Annotated in this window: 14 protein-coding genes; 3 read left to right on the top strand and 11 right to left on the bottom strand. The window is 66.6% G+C overall.

The features are described 5' to 3' along the window. Nucleotides 1–49: 49 nt before the first annotated feature. The 3 genes from QQK43_RS18835 to icd all read right to left on the bottom strand — a co-directional run bounded on the left by QQK43_RS18835 (nt 50) and on the right by icd (nt 3,445). A complete protein-coding gene (locus tag QQK43_RS18835; protein ID WP_234262777.1) occupies nt 50–1,330 on the bottom strand; it encodes a TRAP transporter large permease in 1,281 nt (426 codons plus the stop codon). Continuing rightward, complete coding sequence (locus QQK43_RS18830) at nt 1,327–1,893, bottom strand: TRAP transporter small permease (RefSeq protein WP_284308991.1); 567 nt, start codon at nt 1,891–1,893, stop codon at nt 1,327–1,329. Before QQK43_RS18830 ends, QQK43_RS18835 begins: the two co-directional genes overlap by 4 nt. A gap of 286 nt (nt 1,894–2,179) precedes the next feature. After that, nucleotides 2,180–3,445, bottom strand: coding sequence for an NADP-dependent isocitrate dehydrogenase (gene icd / locus QQK43_RS18825; RefSeq protein WP_234262950.1), 1,266 nt, complete (start codon nt 3,443–3,445; stop codon nt 2,180–2,182). 189 nt (nt 3,446–3,634) lie between these two features. On the opposite strand from icd, the gene QQK43_RS18820 reads away from it, so the two are divergent. After that, a complete protein-coding gene (locus QQK43_RS18820) occupies nt 3,635–4,090 on the top strand; it encodes a DUF192 domain-containing protein (RefSeq protein ID WP_284308990.1) in 456 nt (151 codons plus the stop codon). Between the two features lie 109 nt (nt 4,091–4,199). Here QQK43_RS18820 and QQK43_RS18815 read toward each other — a convergent pair whose 3' ends face one another. Next, entirely contained in the window at nt 4,200–6,437 is a 2,238-nt protein-coding gene (locus QQK43_RS18815) for an NADP-dependent isocitrate dehydrogenase (protein WP_284308989.1), read from the bottom strand. Between the two features lie 301 nt (nt 6,438–6,738). Here QQK43_RS18815 and QQK43_RS18810 point away from each other — a divergent pair, with 301 nt between their 5' ends. Further along, a complete protein-coding gene (locus tag QQK43_RS18810; RefSeq protein WP_284308988.1) occupies nt 6,739–7,125 on the top strand; it encodes a hypothetical protein in 387 nt (128 codons plus the stop codon). An 86-nt stretch (nt 7,126–7,211) separates the two neighbouring features. On the opposite strand, the gene rlmD is transcribed toward QQK43_RS18810, so the two are convergent. The 5 genes from rlmD to surE form a co-directional block, all read right to left on the bottom strand. Beyond that, entirely contained in the window at nt 7,212–8,642 is a 1,431-nt protein-coding gene (gene rlmD, locus QQK43_RS18805) for a 23S rRNA (uracil(1939)-C(5))-methyltransferase RlmD (RefSeq protein WP_234262772.1), read from the bottom strand. 35 nt (nt 8,643–8,677) lie between these two features. Next, the gene (locus QQK43_RS18800) at nt 8,678–9,463 is read right to left on the bottom strand and encodes a 3'-5' exonuclease (RefSeq protein WP_234262771.1); all 786 of its coding nucleotides are present in this window, start codon (nt 9,461–9,463) and stop codon (nt 8,678–8,680) included. Nucleotides 9,464–9,474: 11 nt separating this feature from the next. After that, nucleotides 9,475–10,272, bottom strand: coding sequence for a peptidoglycan DD-metalloendopeptidase family protein (locus QQK43_RS18795; protein WP_284309000.1), 798 nt, complete (start codon nt 10,270–10,272; stop codon nt 9,475–9,477). Nucleotides 10,273–10,422: 150 nt separating this feature from the next. Next, nucleotides 10,423–11,247, bottom strand: coding sequence for a protein-L-isoaspartate(D-aspartate) O-methyltransferase (locus QQK43_RS18790; protein ID WP_284308987.1), 825 nt, complete (start codon nt 11,245–11,247; stop codon nt 10,423–10,425). Continuing rightward, nucleotides 11,244–12,020 (bottom strand): 5'/3'-nucleotidase SurE, encoded by a 777-nt coding sequence (gene surE / locus QQK43_RS18785; RefSeq protein WP_234262769.1) that lies wholly within the window; start codon nt 12,018–12,020, stop codon nt 11,244–11,246. Before surE ends, QQK43_RS18790 begins: the two co-directional genes overlap by 4 nt. A 178-nt stretch (nt 12,021–12,198) precedes the next feature. Between surE and QQK43_RS18780 the strand changes: the two genes are divergently transcribed. Beyond that, the gene (locus QQK43_RS18780; RefSeq protein WP_284308986.1) at nt 12,199–13,185 is read left to right on the top strand and encodes an NADPH:quinone oxidoreductase family protein; all 987 of its coding nucleotides are present in this window, start codon (nt 12,199–12,201) and stop codon (nt 13,183–13,185) included. A 6-nt stretch (nt 13,186–13,191) separates the two neighbouring features. Here QQK43_RS18780 and QQK43_RS18775 read toward each other — a convergent pair whose 3' ends face one another. Both QQK43_RS18775 and QQK43_RS18770 read right to left on the bottom strand, forming a co-directional pair. Continuing rightward, nucleotides 13,192–15,426, bottom strand: a complete 2,235-nt coding sequence (locus QQK43_RS18775) for an ATP-binding protein (protein ID WP_284308985.1) — start codon at nt 15,424–15,426, stop codon at nt 13,192–13,194. Nucleotides 15,427–15,528: 102 nt separating this feature from the next. Beyond that, the coding region (locus tag QQK43_RS18770) for a hypothetical protein (protein ID WP_284308984.1) at nt 15,529–15,710 on the bottom strand (182 nt) is incomplete at its 5' end.

Genomic DNA, 15,710 nt, shown 5'->3' with positions numbered 1-15,710 from the left:
AAGTGTCTCCTTTGTGAATGGATCGGACAGGGGAAATGGACGCAGGGGATCAACCCGTGAGCCAGCGCAGAGGCACCAGCACGATGGACGGGAACATCACCAGCAGAAACAGCACGGCGATCTCGGCCAACAGGAAGGGGGCGATCCCCTTCATCAGCTCGCCCATGGTCACCTTGGCGGTGCCACAGACCACGTTGAGCACGATGCCCACCGGGGGGGTGATCAGGCCGATGGCGTTGTTCATGATGAACAGCACGCCGAAGTACACGGGGTCGATGCCCGCCTCACGCACGATCGGCATCAGCACCGGCGTGAGGATCAGCAGCGTGGGGGCGAAATCCAGCGCCGTGCCGACAATGACCACCAGCATCATCATCAGCGCCATCAGCAGGATCGGGCTGTCGATGAAGGGCTGCAGAAGGTCGCTGACCTGTTGCGGGATATCCGACACCGTGATCAGCCAGCCGGACACCAGGGCCGTGGCAATCAGGAACACCACGACCGCGGTGGTCTTGGCCGCGCTCACCAGCAAGGGGTAGATGGCGCGCCACTTCAGTTCGCGATAGACGAACATGCCCACCACAAAGGCATAGACCGCAGCCACCACCGCCGCCTCGGTCGGCGTGAACACGCCGAACTTCATGCCGCCAACAATGCCCACGGGCATGACCAGCGCCCACAGGCTGTCGAGCGCGACGCGCAGGCGCTGGCGCATCGGCATGCGCGGCAGCACCTGCACCTGGTCCTTGCGCGCCACGATCATCCAGGCCAGCAACAGCGACACGCCCATCAGCAGCCCGGGAACGATGGCGGCCATGAACAGCTTGCCGATGGACACGTTGGCCACCACGCCGAAGATGATCATGCCGATCGAAGGCGGCAGCACCGGCGCGATCACGCCCCCGGCCGAGATCAGCCCCGCCGAGCGCGGGATGTTGTAGCCCGCCTGGCGCATCATGGGAATCAGCATCGTGGCCAGCGCGGCAGCGTCCGCCGCGGCCGAGCCGGAGATTGCCGCCATGATCACGGCCGCCATGATGGCCACCACGCCCAGGCCACCCCGGATGTGTCCGACGAAAGCCAGCGCAAAGTTGACGATGCGCCGCGAGATACCGCCGGCATTCATCAACTCGCCCGCCAGCATGAAGAAAGGGATCGCCAGCAGCGGGAAGCTGTCGGCCCCTTCGATGATCTTCTGCGACAGGATGGTGGTGTCCACCGAACCCTGCAGCAGCATCAACGCGACCGCACACACCATCAGGGCGAACGCGATCGGCATGCCCAGGGCCATTGCGCCCAGCAGCGAAATAACGAAGACGCCGACGGTCATGCGCGCTCTCCCTGGGTGCCCACCGGGGTGGCGCCATGATCCGGATCGGTTTCTTCTTCGCTCTCGCGAACGGCCACCAGTTCGTCATCAGCGATGCGCCCGGTGACGATGCACCAGAGCTTGTGCAGTGCGATGCTGCCAATCCCCAGGCTGCTGAAGTAGCCCATCCCGAAAACCCAGATCATCGACAGGCCCGTGACCTGCGCCATCGTGGTCTGGTTGACCTCGTGCTGCCGCCAGGTGCCCCAGAAGAACATGGCGCAGCAGATCACGATCAGCAGTTGGCTGATGGCCAGACACACCAGCTTGCCCTGCCGAGGCAGGCGGCTGACCAGGCTGTCCACGCCCAGGTGGGCGCCTTCGTGCATGGCCACCACGGCCCCCACGAACACCAGCCAGATGAAAGCGAAGCGTGAGAGCTCCTCGGACACCATGATCCCGGAGTCAAAGCCGTAACGCAGCACCACGTTGCCGAACACCATGACCACCATGGACAGCAGGCAGAAGGCCAGAAAGGCCTCCATGGCCCGGATCGCCAACGGCGAATGACTGCGCGTGCTCATGCCACCCTACCCGGCACCGCGATGCCATCCGAGGTGCCGGGGAACCTCATCCACAAAGAAAAAAAGACCATCATCCTGCCGTCTCCACGCATGGATATTTTTGAGATGGCGGATTGTTGTATGTAAGGTTCTGCATGGAAATAAGGGTTAACCCTCTGTTTTCACGCCACCCTGTCGCGCAAAGCAACCGCCGCCCAGGCCACCGCGCGCGCGCAAACAAAAACCCCCGACCCACCTGGCGGTGGGTCGGGGGTTCGGGGCGAGGACCGGACGCCGGGAAGCGGGGTCAGTCGTTCATCGCGTCGATCATCACCTGCCCGAAACCGGAACAACTGACCTGGCTGGCGCCGTCCATCAGGCGGGCGAAGTCGTAGGTCACTTTCTTGGACAGGATGGCCTGTTCCATCGCACGGATGATCAGGTCGGCCGCTTCGCGCCAGCCCATGTGGCGCAGCATCATCTCGGCCGACAGGATTTCGGAGCCCGGGTTCACATAGTCCTTGCCGGCGTACTTCGGCGCCGTGCCGTGGGTGGCCTCGAAGCAGGCCACCGAGTCGCTCATATTCGCGCCCGGGGCGATGCCGATGCCGCCCACCTGCGCCGCCAGCGCGTCGGAGATGTAGTCGCCATTGAGGTTGAGCGTCGCGATCACCGAATACTCGGCCGGGCGCGTCAGGATCTGCTGCAGGAAGGCGTCGGCAATCACGTCCTTGATGACGATGTTGCGGCCGGTCCTGGGGTTCTTGAACTGGCACCACGGGCCGCCGTCGAGCTCGGCCGCGCCGAATTCCTTCTTGGCCAGGGCGTAACCCCAGTCACGGAAACCCCCTTCGGTGAACTTCATGATGTTGCCCTTGTGGACCAGGGTCACACTGGGCTTGTCGTTGTCGATCGCGTACTGGATCGCCTTGCGCACCAGGCGCTCGGTGCCCTCGATCGACACCGGCTTGACGCCGATGCCCGAGGTTTCGGGGAAGCGGATCTTGGTCACGCCCATCTCGTCCTGCAGGAACCGGATGAGCTTCTTGGCCTTGTCACTCTGGGCCGGGTATTCGATGCCGGCATAGATGTCCTCCGAGTTCTCGCGGAAGATCACCATGTTGGTCTTCTCGGGCTCCTTGAGCGGGCTGGGCACGCCCTGGAAGTACTGCACCGGGCGCAGGCAGACGTACAGGTCGAGTTCCTGGCGCAGCGCCACGTTGAGCGAGCGGATGCCACCGCCCACCGGCGTGGTCAGTGGCCCCTTGATCGAGACCACGTAATCTTTCACCGCCGCCAGCGTCTCTTCGGGCAGCCAAACATCAGGGCCATAAACGCGCGTGGCCTTTTCGCCGGCATAAACCTCCATCCAGTGGATCTTGCGCTGCCCGCCGTAGACCTTGGCCACGGCCGCGTCGACCACCCGGATCATCACCGGCGTGATGTCGACGCCAATGCCGTCACCTTCGATGAAGGGAATGATGGGCTCGTCGGGCACGTTCAGCGTCCGGTCGGCATTGACCGTGATCTTCTGACCTTGGGTGGGCACCTGGATGTGCTGGTACATGTGAATACGACTCCGGGAAGGACAACCGGCCCCTGGATCGGCAAACGTGCCCGGGGCCCTCAGCGTGCAGGAACTGCCCGGGAATTTTATGTCTTAAGGAAATGGCACCCCGTCGCCTGCGGGCAAAGCTTTGCCACGGGACGGCCGAATCGCCGACAATCCGCTCGCTCTTCCCCGACCTTCCCACACCCGCCTATGCGATCCCTGCTCTCCCGCCTGTTCTGGCTGCTGTCCTGCCTGACCGCCCCGGCCTGGGCCCAACAAGGCCCCCAGATGGACCTGCCCCGCATCACCCTCCAGGCAGGCATGCACCTCATCCACACCCAGGTGGCGCTCACCCCCGAACAGCGTGCCATCGGCCTGATGCACCGGCCGGAAATGCCTGCCAACGAAGGCATGCTGTTCGTGTTCGAGGAGCCGGCCGTGCAGTGCTTCTGGATGAAGAACACGCTGCTGCCGCTGACCGCGGCTTTCATCGCCGACGACGGCAGCATCGTCAACCTGGCCGACATGAAGCCCCAGACGCTGGACTCGCACTGCTCGACCAAGCCGGTGCGCTACGTGCTGGAGATGAACCAGGGCTGGTTCGCCAAGCGCGGCCTGGTCGCCGGCACCCGCCTTGCCGGCTCGCCGTTCGGCGGCCGCCGCTGAACGCCAGATCCCGCCCACTCGCCCACAAAAAAGCGCAGCCGGAGCTGCGCTTTTTTTGTGCCTGGCCGGCGCCACCTTGCGGCGGCTTCGACCAGGGGTTCCCAGGCGATCAGGCCGTCATTGATGCCAGGGCCGCGTTGAACGTGGCGCTGGGACGCATGATGGCCGAGAGCTTCTCGAAATCGGGCTTGTAGTAGCCGCCGATGTCCACCGGCTTGCCCTGCACCACCGCCAGTTCGTCGACGATGGTCTTTTCGTTTTCGGCCAGGACCTTGGCCAGGGGCGCGAACTTGGCCGCCAGTTCGGCGTCCTCGGTCTGCGCTGCCAGCGCCTGCGCCCAGTACAGGGACAGGTAGAACTGGCTGCCGCGGTTGTCGAGCTGGCCCGTCTTGGGGCTGGGGTTCTTGTTGTTGTCCAACAGCTTGCCCGTGGCGGCATCCAGCGTCTTGGCCAGGATCTTGGCCTTGGCGTTGTTGTTCTTGATGCCCAGCTCTTCCAGGCTCACGGCCAGCGCCAGGAATTCGCCCAGCGAGTCCCAGCGCAGGTGGTTTTCTTCCACCAGTTGCTGCACGTGCTTGGGCGCCGAGCCGCCGGCACCGGTTTCGTACATGCCGCCACCGGCCATCAGCGGCACGATGGACAGCATCTTGGCCGAGGTGCCCAGTTCCATGATCGGGAACAGGTCGGTCAGGTAGTCGCGCAGGATGTTGCCGGTGGCGCTGATGGTGTCCAGGCCACGGATCACACGCTCCAGCGTGTAGCGCATGGCACGCACCTGGCTCATGATCTGGATGTCCAGACCCGTGGTGTCGTGCTCGTGCAGGTACATCTTGACCTTGGTGATCAGCTGCGCTTCGTGCGGGCGGTAGGCATCGAGCCAGAACACCACCGGCATGCCGGAGTTGCGGGCGCGGTTGACGGCCAGCTTGACCCAGTCGCGGATGGCGGCGTCCTTGACCTGGCACATGCGCCAGATGTCGCCCTGCTCCACGTTCTGGCTCATCAGCACTTCGCCGGTGTCCAGATCGGTGATGTTGGCCACGCCGTCTTCGGGGATTTCGAAGGTCTTGTCGTGCGAGCCGTACTCTTCGGCCTGCTGCGCCATCAGGCCCACGTTGGGCACCGTGCCCATGGTCTTGGGATCGAAAGCGCCGTGCCACTTGCAGAAGTTGATCATCTCCTGGTAGATGCGGGCGAAGGTGCTCTCCGGCTGCACCGCCTTGGTGTCCTTCAGGCGACCGTCGGCGCCCCACATCTTGCCGCCGTTGCGGATCATGGCGGGCAGCGAGGCGTCGACGATGACGTCGTTGGGCGAGTGGAAGTTGGTGATGCCCTTGGCCGAATCGACCATGGCCAGCTCGGGGCGGTGCTCGTGGCAGGCGTGGATATCGCGCTTGATCTCGTCGCGCTGGCTCTGCGGCAGGGATTCGATCTTGGTGTACAGATCGACCATGCCGTTGTTCACGTTCACGCCCAGCTCTTCAAAGGTCTTGGCGTGTTTCTCGAACGCGTCCTTGTAGAAGATGCGCACGCAGTGGCCGAACACGATGGGGTGCGAGACCTTCATCATCGTGGCCTTGACGTGCAGCGAGAACATCACGCCGGTCTTGCGGGCGTCTTCGATTTCCTTTTCATAGAAGGCCAGCAGGGCCTTCTTGCTCATGAACATGGAGTCGATGATCTCGCGGTCCAGCAGCGCGACCTTGGGCTTGAGCACGATGGTCTTGCCGCTGTTGGTGATCAGCTCCATCTTCACGTTGCGCGCCTTGTCCAGCGTCATGGACTTTTCGCCGTGGTAGAAGTCGCCAGCGTGCATGTGCGAGACGTGCGAGCGCGAAGCCTGGCTCCATTCGGCCATGCTGTGCGGGTTCTTGCGCGCGTATTCCTTGACGGCCTTGGGCGCGCGGCGGTCGGAGTTGCCTTCACGCAGCACCGGGTTCACCGCGCTGCCCGTGCACTTGTTGTAGCGCGCGCGGATTTCCTTTTCTTCGTCGGTCTGCGGGTTTTCGGGGTAGTCGGGGATCTTGTAACCCTTGTCCTGCAGTTCCTTGATCGCGGCCTTGAGCTGGGCCACCGACGCGCTGATGTTGGGCAGCTTGATGATGTTGGCTTCGGGCTTGAGCGTGAGCTTGCCCAGATCGGCCAGGTTGTCGGGCACGCGCTGCTCTTCGCTCAGGCAATCCGGGAACAGGCCCAGGATGCGGCCGGCCACCGAGATGTCGCTGGTTTCCACGTTCACACCCGCCGGCGCCGCAAAGGTGCGGATGATCGGCAGGAACGAACTCGTGGCCAGCAGGGGCGCCTCATCGGTCAACGTGTAGATGATGGTGGATGGTTGGTTACTCATGGCTTGGCTCCGTGAAGTCGTTGTGGAAGAGGCGCCGCCGGTGTCTCGGGGCCCGGTTGGCGGCGACAGACAAAGATCGTGCGTGATTTTGCTTTCAGTGTCCTGATCGGAAACCCGTTTTTTGAAGTCAAATCCCATAACATGAAAAATCATGACTTCGTCATGGATTTTTTTTCCACGAATGCCACCCTGCCCGCGATCTTCGGGCCTGCCGGTCCTAAACACGCTGCCAAAAGCCTGGCGAGCCGCCATCAAGTTGACCGCCCATCTGCCGAAACTACAGGCAACCGACAGATCCACCATGCGCCGACTTGCCCTCGCCCTTTGCCTGACCGCCTCCGGCCTGCTGACCGGCTGCGATCTGCTGGGCATCGAAACCGCCCCGCAGATCGCCGCGCGCAAGGAAGCGGAAGGCAAAGCCATCGGCAGCGCCTGCCGCCATGCAGTACGCAGCATCGAAGACTGCTTCCGCACCAACCCGCGCGCCGGCAAGGCCGCCGTGTTCGCCGGGTGGCGCGAGATGGATCAGTACATGCGCGACAACCAGGTCGTGGGCATGCCCTGGTCGGAAAACGCGGGCTCCCCGGCCGACCGGGCCGCCAGCGAAGCGGCCGATCCCGCCCACGGCAGCAGCCACGACGGCGGCAGCGGCGCGGCCCCGCGCAGCGGCAGTACACAGCGCTCCTGAGCGCCCGACCCGCACCCCACGCAGGGGACCGAAGCGCACTGCGCTTGTGTAGCCGGGGGCACCTTCTCCGCCCCGGCCCTGAGGCTTCAGTCCACCCGTTCGAACACCGCCATGCTCTCCACGTGCGCGGTGTGCGGGAACATATTCACCACGCCGGCCGACACGCAGCGGTAACCCGCCTGGTGCACCAGCAGGCCGGCATCGCGCGCCAGCGTGGCCGGGTTGCAGCTCACGTAGACGATGCGGCGGGGTGGCATCCAGGCGCCACGCAGTTCGGGTTGCTGGTGGAGGTCGGCCAGGGCTTTGGCCAGGGCAAAAGCGCCCTCGCGCGGCGGATCGACCAGCCACTTGTCGGCCACGCCGTCGGCCACCAGCAGATCGGGCGTCATCTCGAACAGGTTGCGTGCCACGAACCGGGTCGGTGCCAGCGGCTGCGTCCGGCCCGACTGGTTGAACGCCAGGTTCTCGCGCGAACGGGCCACCAGCGCCTCACTGCCCTCGATGCCCAGCACCTCGCCGGCCGTGGTCGCGATGGGCAGGGTGAAATTGCCCAGGCCGCAGAACCAGTCGATCACGCGCTCGTGCCGCTGGGCGCCGAGCAGGCGCAGCGCCCGCGCCACCAGCACCCGGTTGATGTGGGGGTTGACCTGGGTGAAGTCGGTCGGTTTGAACGGCATCGTCACGCCGAACTCGGGCAGGCTGTAGGCCAGTGGTGGCCCGCCGGCGTCCAGCAGCTTGACCGTGTCCGGCCCCTTCGGCTGCAACCACCACTGCACGCCGTGCTGCTGCGCAAAAGCCCGCAGGCGGGCGAGGTCGTCTTCGCTGAGCGGCTCCAGATGGCGCAACACCAGCGCGGTCACTTCGTCGCCGCAGGCCAGCTCGATCTGCGGGCAGGTTTCGCGCGCGTCCATGCCGAAAATCAGCGCGCGCAGCGGCACCAGCAAGGCGCTCACGTGCGGCGGCAGCACGTGGCAGACGCGCATGTCGGCCACGTAGCGGCTCTTGCGCTCGTGAAAACCAATCAGCACCTCGCCCTTCTTGTGCACGTAGCGCACCGACAGGCGCGCCCGGTAGCGGTAGCCCCAGGCCGGCCCCTGGATCGGGCGCTGCAGGGTTTCGGCCTTGACCTTGGCCAGGTGCCAGAGGTTGTCCTCCAGCACGCGCTGCTTGATCGCGACCTGCGCCGACTCGTGCAGGTGCTGCATCTTGCAGCCGCCACAGGCTCCGGCGTGCAGCCCGAAATGCGGGCACCCGGGGCGCACGCGCTGCGGCGATTCGCGGTGGATGTCGGTGACGGTGGCCGCTTCCCAGTTGTTCTTGCGGCGGGTGACCTGGGCGCTGACCACTTCGAAGGGCAGCCCGCCGTCCAGGAAGACCACCTTGCCATCGGGCCGGTGGGCAATGCCCTGGGCCTCGATGTCCAGGGATTCGACGGCCAGCCAGCCTTCGGGCAGGTCGGCGGAGGGGAATGCCGCCTGGACGGCGGCTTGTTCGGGTGTGGGGCTCTCGGAACTCATGCACCGATTGTCTCAGGGCCGGGCCGCCGCCCGGTTCAGACCCAGGCCGCCAGGTATTCCTGCCAATGCGACTCGGTCGGGGCGAGCGCGCCCAGCGTGTCCTTCACGAAGGCGATTTCCTGGGTGTACTCGGCCTCGGTCAGGCCGCCGCGCATTTTCTGGAAGCGGCAGTACATCAGGTAGGTGTTCATCACGTCGGTCTCGCAGTAGCGGCGGATGTCCTCCAGCCGCCCCTCACGGTACTGCGCAAAGACCTGCGAGCCGTCCATGCCCAGCTTGCCCGGAAAGCCACACAGCTTGGCCAGCGCGTCCAGCGGCGCGTTGTTCTTGGGCGAGTACATGGCCAGCAGATCCATCAGGTCCAGATGGCGCATGTGGTAGCGGCTGATGTAGTTGTTCCACTTGAACTCGCGGTCGTCCTCGCCCAGGTCCCAGTACTTGCCGGCCTCGACCCCGTGGCGCAGCCCGCGGTAGTGCAGCACGGGCAGGTCGAAGCCGCTGCCATTCCAGCTCACGAGCTGGGGCACCTTGTTTTCGACCGAGGTGAAGAAGTTCTGGATCACCCGGCCTTCGCTCTGGCCGTCACGGTCTGCGAAGGAACGCACGTACAGCCCGCTGGCGTCGCGCAGCACGCAACTGATCACCAGCACCCGCTGCAGATGCAGCGGGGCAAAGTCGCTCTTGCCGTCGGCCTGCCGTTCGGCCAGCCAGGCGGCGTGCACCTCGTCGTCGGTGCGCTCGGCGGGCTCTCCGCGCAGCAGGCGCAGGCCCGCGACGTCGGGAATGGACTCGATGTCGAAGACGAGGACCGGCCAGCTCAACGCGCGGGCCCTCAGCGCTTGGGCAGGTAGCCCAGCGGGTCCACGGGCTTGCCCTGGCGGCGCACCTCGAAATGCAGCTTCACGCGATCAGCGTCACTGCTGCCCATCTCGGCGATCTTCTGCCCTTGCTTGACCGACTGGTCCTCGCGCACCAGCAGCGCCTGGTTGTGCGCGTAGGCCGTGAGGTAGGTGTTGTTGTGCTTGAGGATGATCAGGTTGCCGTAGCCGCGCAGGCCAGCGCCGGCGTAGACCACGCGGCCATCGGCGGCGGCGAGGACCGGCTCACCGACGCGGCCGGCAATGCCGATACCCTTGTTGCGCGCCTCGTCGAAGGTGGCGATCACGGCCCCGTTGGCCGGCCAGACGAACTGCACCTCTTCGGCACCGGCCGGCTCGGCGGCCGGCGCAGCGGGCGCCACCGGGGCCACGGCGGTCGTGCCATTGCCCGGTGCGGGGGCACCGGCCGGCGGCAGGGGCTTGCCGACGACGGTGGTCGCCGGCACCGGCGCGGTGCCGGCCGGCGGCATCACGCGCAGCACCTGCCCAACCTCGATCATGTTCGGGTTGGCCAGGCTGTTCCAGGCCTGGACATCGCGCCAGCTCTGGCCGGCTTCCAGGGCGATGCGGAACAGGGTGTCGCCGGGTTTGACGGTGTAATAACCGGGTTTGCCGGCGTTTTCGGCGCCGGGCAAGGTCTTGGGGTCCACCGCGGCAGCAGCGTGGGCGCCGCCCGCGCGGTCCTCCACCGGAGCGGGGCTGCTGACACGGCGGGTCGAGCAGCCGGCCATCACGGTGAGGCTGGCCACCATCAGCAGAGCCAGCGGGCGTTGCCAACGGCCGTCCAGCACAGGCGAGGTGGTCAGGTTGAATCGATACATAGGCACTCCAGCGGATGCGCGCCGCGCGGTCAGAACCGTGCGGCAACCAACAAAGGCCCACCAGGGCGGGCCGGCCTGCTCTCAGGCCACGCCCGATTTTAGGGGGACGAAATGAACGGCCTCCAGCACCGTGTGCTGAACGCCTGCGGCGGTTTTGTCAATGACCACCAGGTTCTGCCGGCCGGCCACGGTGTGCGCAGGCGCCACCAGCCGACCACCGACCGCCAGCTGTTCGACCCAGGCCGCCGGAATGTCCTCGCCTCCCGCTGCGGCGATGATGGCCGCGTAGGGAGCGCCCTGGGCAAACCCGAGCATGCCGTCACCGAACAGCAGATGGACGTTCGACAACCGGAACGGCCGAAGGTTCTCACGGGCCTTTTCATGCAGGCCGCGCAGCCGCTCGATGGTATAGACCTCACGTGACACATGGCTCAGCACCGCAGCCTGGTAACCACAGCCCGTGCCGATCTCCAGCACGCGCCCGAGCCGCTCGCTGCGCCCCTGGCAGATCAACTCGACCATGCGGGCCACCACGCTCGGCTTGGAGATCGTCTGCGCCAGCCCGATGGGCAGGCTGGTGTCTTCGTAGGCCTGGCCCGCGAGTGCGGTGTCGACAAAACGGTGGCGTTCGACCGCGCCCATGGCGGCCAGCACGGCCGGGTGCGACACCCCTTGCGCCTGCAAGCGCCGCACCATGGCCGAACGGACCGCCTGGGAGTCCATGCCGACGCCCCCGGGGGGCGATGCCACGGCCGGGCCTGGCGCTGCACGCCCCGGGCCACCTGCCAGCGCCGAACGCGGCTGGCCGCCCGACGAGGATGCGGCCGGTGAGCCCGCTGTCGGCAGGCGGGCCGGGAAACCCGGCCGGGGCCGCGGAGCGGGCGCGGGCGGCGTGTGGCGCTTCAACGCGCCCCCCCGCCCAGTTGTGCGGCGAAAGGCGCCCAGTACGGCAGCCGATCGTGGTCGGTCAGGTCGATCTGCAGCGGCGTGATGCTCACGAACCCCTGGGCCGTGGCGTGGAAATCGGTGCCTTCGGCCGCGTCCATGGCCGGCCCCGCGCTGCCGATCCAGTACATGGTCTCGCCGCGCGGGCTGGGCTGCGTGATCACCGGTTCGGCCGCGTGCCGGCGCCCGAGCCGGGCCACCTTGACCCCCTGGAGTTCGGCCAGCGGCCGGTTGGGAATGTTGACATTGAGCAGCCACGGAGCGCTGCGGCGACCGGGCTCGGCCAGCGACGGCAGCAACTGGCGCACCAGCTCGGCGGCTTTTTCGGCGGCGGCATCCAGGTGCGCCCAGCCCTTTTCGGTCTGCGAGAACGCGATCGCCGGGATGCCGAAGAGGTAGCCTTCCATCGCCGCCCCCACGGTGCCGGAATAGAGCGTGTCGTCGCCCATGTTGGCGCCGTTGTTGATGCCGGAAACCACCAGATCGGGCTTGTAATCGAGCAGCCCCGTCAGCGCGATGTGCACACAGTCTGCCGGGGTGCCGTTCACATAGCGGAAGCCGTTGGCCGCCCGGTGCACGTACAGCGGCGAATGCAGCGTCAGCGCATTGGATTTGGCGCTGTTGTTCTGCTCGGGCGCCACCACCTCCACATCGGCCAGGGGTTGGAGTGCTTCGTACAGGGCCACGATGCCGGGCGCCTGGTAGCCGTCGTCGTTGGCGATGAGGATTTTCATCCCCCGATTCTAGGGAAACGCGCCGCCCTTTTTGGCCACGGGGCGACGGTCTCCCCGCCCGGCAGCGGGTCACGGCGGCGACAAAACCGCGGGACTGCACGGGTCCGGTATCGGGGGGCCCTGCCTATCATGCGGACCACCGGTGCCCAAGCGGGGCACCCCACAAGGAGACCAACCGATGCATGCCTGGCTGTGCGAGAACCCCGTGGGCGTGGAAGCCCTGACCTGGAAAGAGCTGCCGACCCCCGAACCCAAGGCGGGCGAGGTGCTGATCGAGATCAAGGCCGCAAGCCTGAACTTCCCCGATCTGCTGATCGTGCAGAACAAATACCAGATGAAACCGCCCCTGCCCTTCGTGCCGGGTTCGGAATACGCCGGCGTGGTGCGGGCCGTGGGCGAAGGCGTCCAGCACCTGAAAGTGGGCCAGAACGTGGCCTGCCTCAGCGGCACGGGCGGTTTCGGCACCCACACGCTGGCCCCGGCGGCACTGTGCATGCCGCTGCCCGATGGCTTCGGCCATGTCGACGCGGCGGCCTTCATCATGATCTACGCCACCTCGTACCACGCGCTGATCGACCGCGCCGCCCTCAAGGCCGGCGAAACGGTGCTCATTCTGGGCGCCGCCGGGGGTGTGGGCACCGCGGCGATCCAGATCGCCAAAGCCGCCGGCGCGCGGGTCATCGCGGCCGCTTCCACCGACGAAAAGTGCGCGCTGTGCCGCGAGTTGGGCGCCGACGAGACCATCAACTACAGCGTGCACACGCCGCAGGGCACGCTGCGCGACGAAATCAAGCGCCTGACCGGCGGCAACGGCCCCGATGTGATCTACGACCCGGTCGGTGGGGATTTCGCCGAACCGGCGTTCCGCTCCATCGCCTGGCGCGGCCGCTACCTGGTGGTGGGCTTCGCCAGCGGCCCCATCCCCAACCTGCCGCTGAACCTGCCCTTGCTCAAGGGTGCCAGCCTGGTGGGCGTGTTCTGGGGCAATTTCGCCAAGAACGAGCCGAAGGCCAATGCCCAGATGATGCAGACACTGGCCGGCATGTACCTCCAGGGCCAGATCAAGCCCGTGATCGACCAGACCCTGCCCATGAGCGAGCTGTCCAAGGCCTACGCAATCATGGGATCGCGCGCCGTCAAGGGCAAGCTGGTGCTGGTGAACTGAGACCCCTTAAAGCGGCGCCAACCCGCTCGGCGGCGCCTGCAGCACCTCCTGCAGCAACCGGTCGAGCTCGGCCGCCTCCACCGGTTTGTGCAGCACTGCGGCGAACAGGCTGTCGAGCAGATCGGCGGGCACTTCGTTGACATGTCCGCTCATCAGCACGATGGGCGGTGGCGAAGCGGTGGCGTGGATGCGCTGGGCCAGCCCCACCCCGTCGAGCCGCGGCATGGACTGGTCGGTCAGCACCAGGTCGAAATGTTTGCCGCTCTGCGAGAACTGCAGCCAGGCTTCCTCGCCATCGCGCGAGCGTGTGACGATCCAGCCCTGGCGCTCCAGCAGCGCGCACCAGGCGTGGCGCACCAGTTGGTCGTCGTCCACGAACAGGATGCTGCGCCCCTGCCCCACCCCGCCGCCAGGCAGGGTGACGGGCGGCACCTGGGCCTCGCGCCGGCTGGCCGGCAGGTAGATGAAGAACGTGGCGCCCTCCCCGGGCACGCTGCTCAAGCCGATGGCGCCGCCATGTCGCGCCACGATGCCCTGGGCCACCGACAGCCCCAGGCCCGTGCCCCGGCCTTTGCCCTTGGTGGTGAAAAACGGCTCGAACACCCGGTCTTTGAGCGCGTCGTCGATCCCCGGACCGTGATCGCTCACCGCCAGCACCAGGTAGCTGCCGGGCGGCAGTTCGGCCGTGCCCGGCGGCGGCAGTTCACTGGCGGCCGTGGGCAGCTCCAGCGCATCCAGGGACAGATCGATGCGCCCTTTGCCGCCCATGGCATCGGCCGCATTGATGAGCAGGTTGACCATGACCTGTTGCAGTTGCGTGGGGTCCGCATCGACCTCATCGTCGTCGAGCCGGTAGTGAATCACCAGTTCGCAGTCCTTGGTCAGGCCCGAGGCCACCATCTGCCGGGTTTCTTCGATCAAGCCGGCCCAGTGCAGACGCCGCAGTTTGGGGGCCGACTGGCGGCCGAATGCCAGCAACTGGCGCATCAGGCCATCGGCGTAGCGACTGGCCTTCAGGGCCTGCTGCAGGGCCTCGTGGCTGGGGTGCTCGGTGTCCAGGTCTTCCGCCGCCAGCCGCACCCAGCCCGTGATGGCCGCCAGCGAATTGTTGAAGTCGTGGGCAATGCCACCGGTCAGGCGACCCAGGGCTTCGGTCTTCTGGCTTTGCATCAGCTGGTTCTGCAGCACTTCCTGCCGTTCATGCGCCTCGCGCTGCTCTTCCACGTCGTTGCGGACGCGGTCCAGCAGGTTGTTGATGCCGCTGGCCAGGGTCGTGATCTCGTCGCTGCCGGACACCCCGCCCACCCGCGACGTCGGCGTGATCCCCTCCGCCGTCACCCGTTGCAGGTCGGCATGCAGTTGCAGCAGCCGGCGCAGCACCAGGCGGTTCAGCAGCCAGACCAGCAGCACGGCCGCCAGCAGCCCGGCCAGCACCGCCAGCAACATGCCCTGCCCGGTCAGAGCACGCCCCCGTTGGGCCATGGTGTCGTCCAGCGCGAGCGTCAGTTCGGCCACAGGCTGGCGCCGGTAGTCGCGCAGGATCGAATGCAGCACCGGCCGGCCGTCTGCGCCCGCCAGCACGTGCGAATCTTCGTCGACCCCGTCGGCCAGACCAAAGGCCAGGCCCACCCGGGTCATGAGCACCTCCCCCAGGCGCTCGATTTCCGGGGCATCCAGATGCCGGACCAGCACCAGCGCGCCCTTCGGGCCAGCCTCTGGCCGGGCCGGGTCGTGGATCGCCACCGCCGCCACCAGGTCGAGCCGGTCGTTCGCCACCTGGTAGGTCCGGATGCTGGCCGTGACCTCGGGGCGCGAGAGCATGGCCACCGCCAGCGCCCGGGCCGCGGCGGTCTGGGCGGCCGGCAAGGACGTCACCTGCCCGCTCGGGTCGCGAACCGCCGAATCCAGCAGGCGGGCCCCGCCGTCGAACACCATCACCTGCGACACCCGCAGGTACCCCATGTTTTCAGGCCCGAAGTTGCTGTGAAAGAAACCCGGGTTGCGCCCTTCCGCATAGGCCGCCGCCTCGCCCCACCAGGCGTAGTCGCGCGCGTTGTTTTCCAGGGCCTGCAACTGCTGGTCCAGCACGCGGCGGGCACGCTCGCCCTCCAGATGCGCACGGTCGTGCTCCAGCGTCGCGAAGGCGTTTGAGACGATGTGTCGGGCTCCGAGCATGGCCCCGAACGCGGCCAGCCCGACGACGACGAGAACCACCGCCCAGGCTTTGTGTTGCAGTTTCATAGACCTCCGACTCATCGACCGCCGGCCCGCCTGCTTGAGCCGTCTCCACGCGCCAACCGTGACAAGTTTGGCGCCAGAGACATGTTTGTGCCGCTTGTATCTTCATATCTGACTGGCGCGGTAGAGTGTGGCCGCCGTTGAGGCGGCCAGACCGGCCCGTGCAGTTTGGTAGCGGCTGGGGTGCTCAAGCCCGTGACTGAGTACAGAACGCACGGCCGCCGCGCTGGTCTTCGTGAAGCCCGAACGGTTACGCGCGCCTTCGATGAGTGCGCATGCACAAGCAA

It is taken from the genome of Hydrogenophaga electricum, assembly GCF_030160815.1.
Lineage (GTDB): Bacteria > Pseudomonadota > Gammaproteobacteria > Burkholderiales > Burkholderiaceae_C > Hydrogenophaga > Hydrogenophaga electricum.
This window is presented reverse-complemented; position numbering and strand designations above follow the sequence as displayed.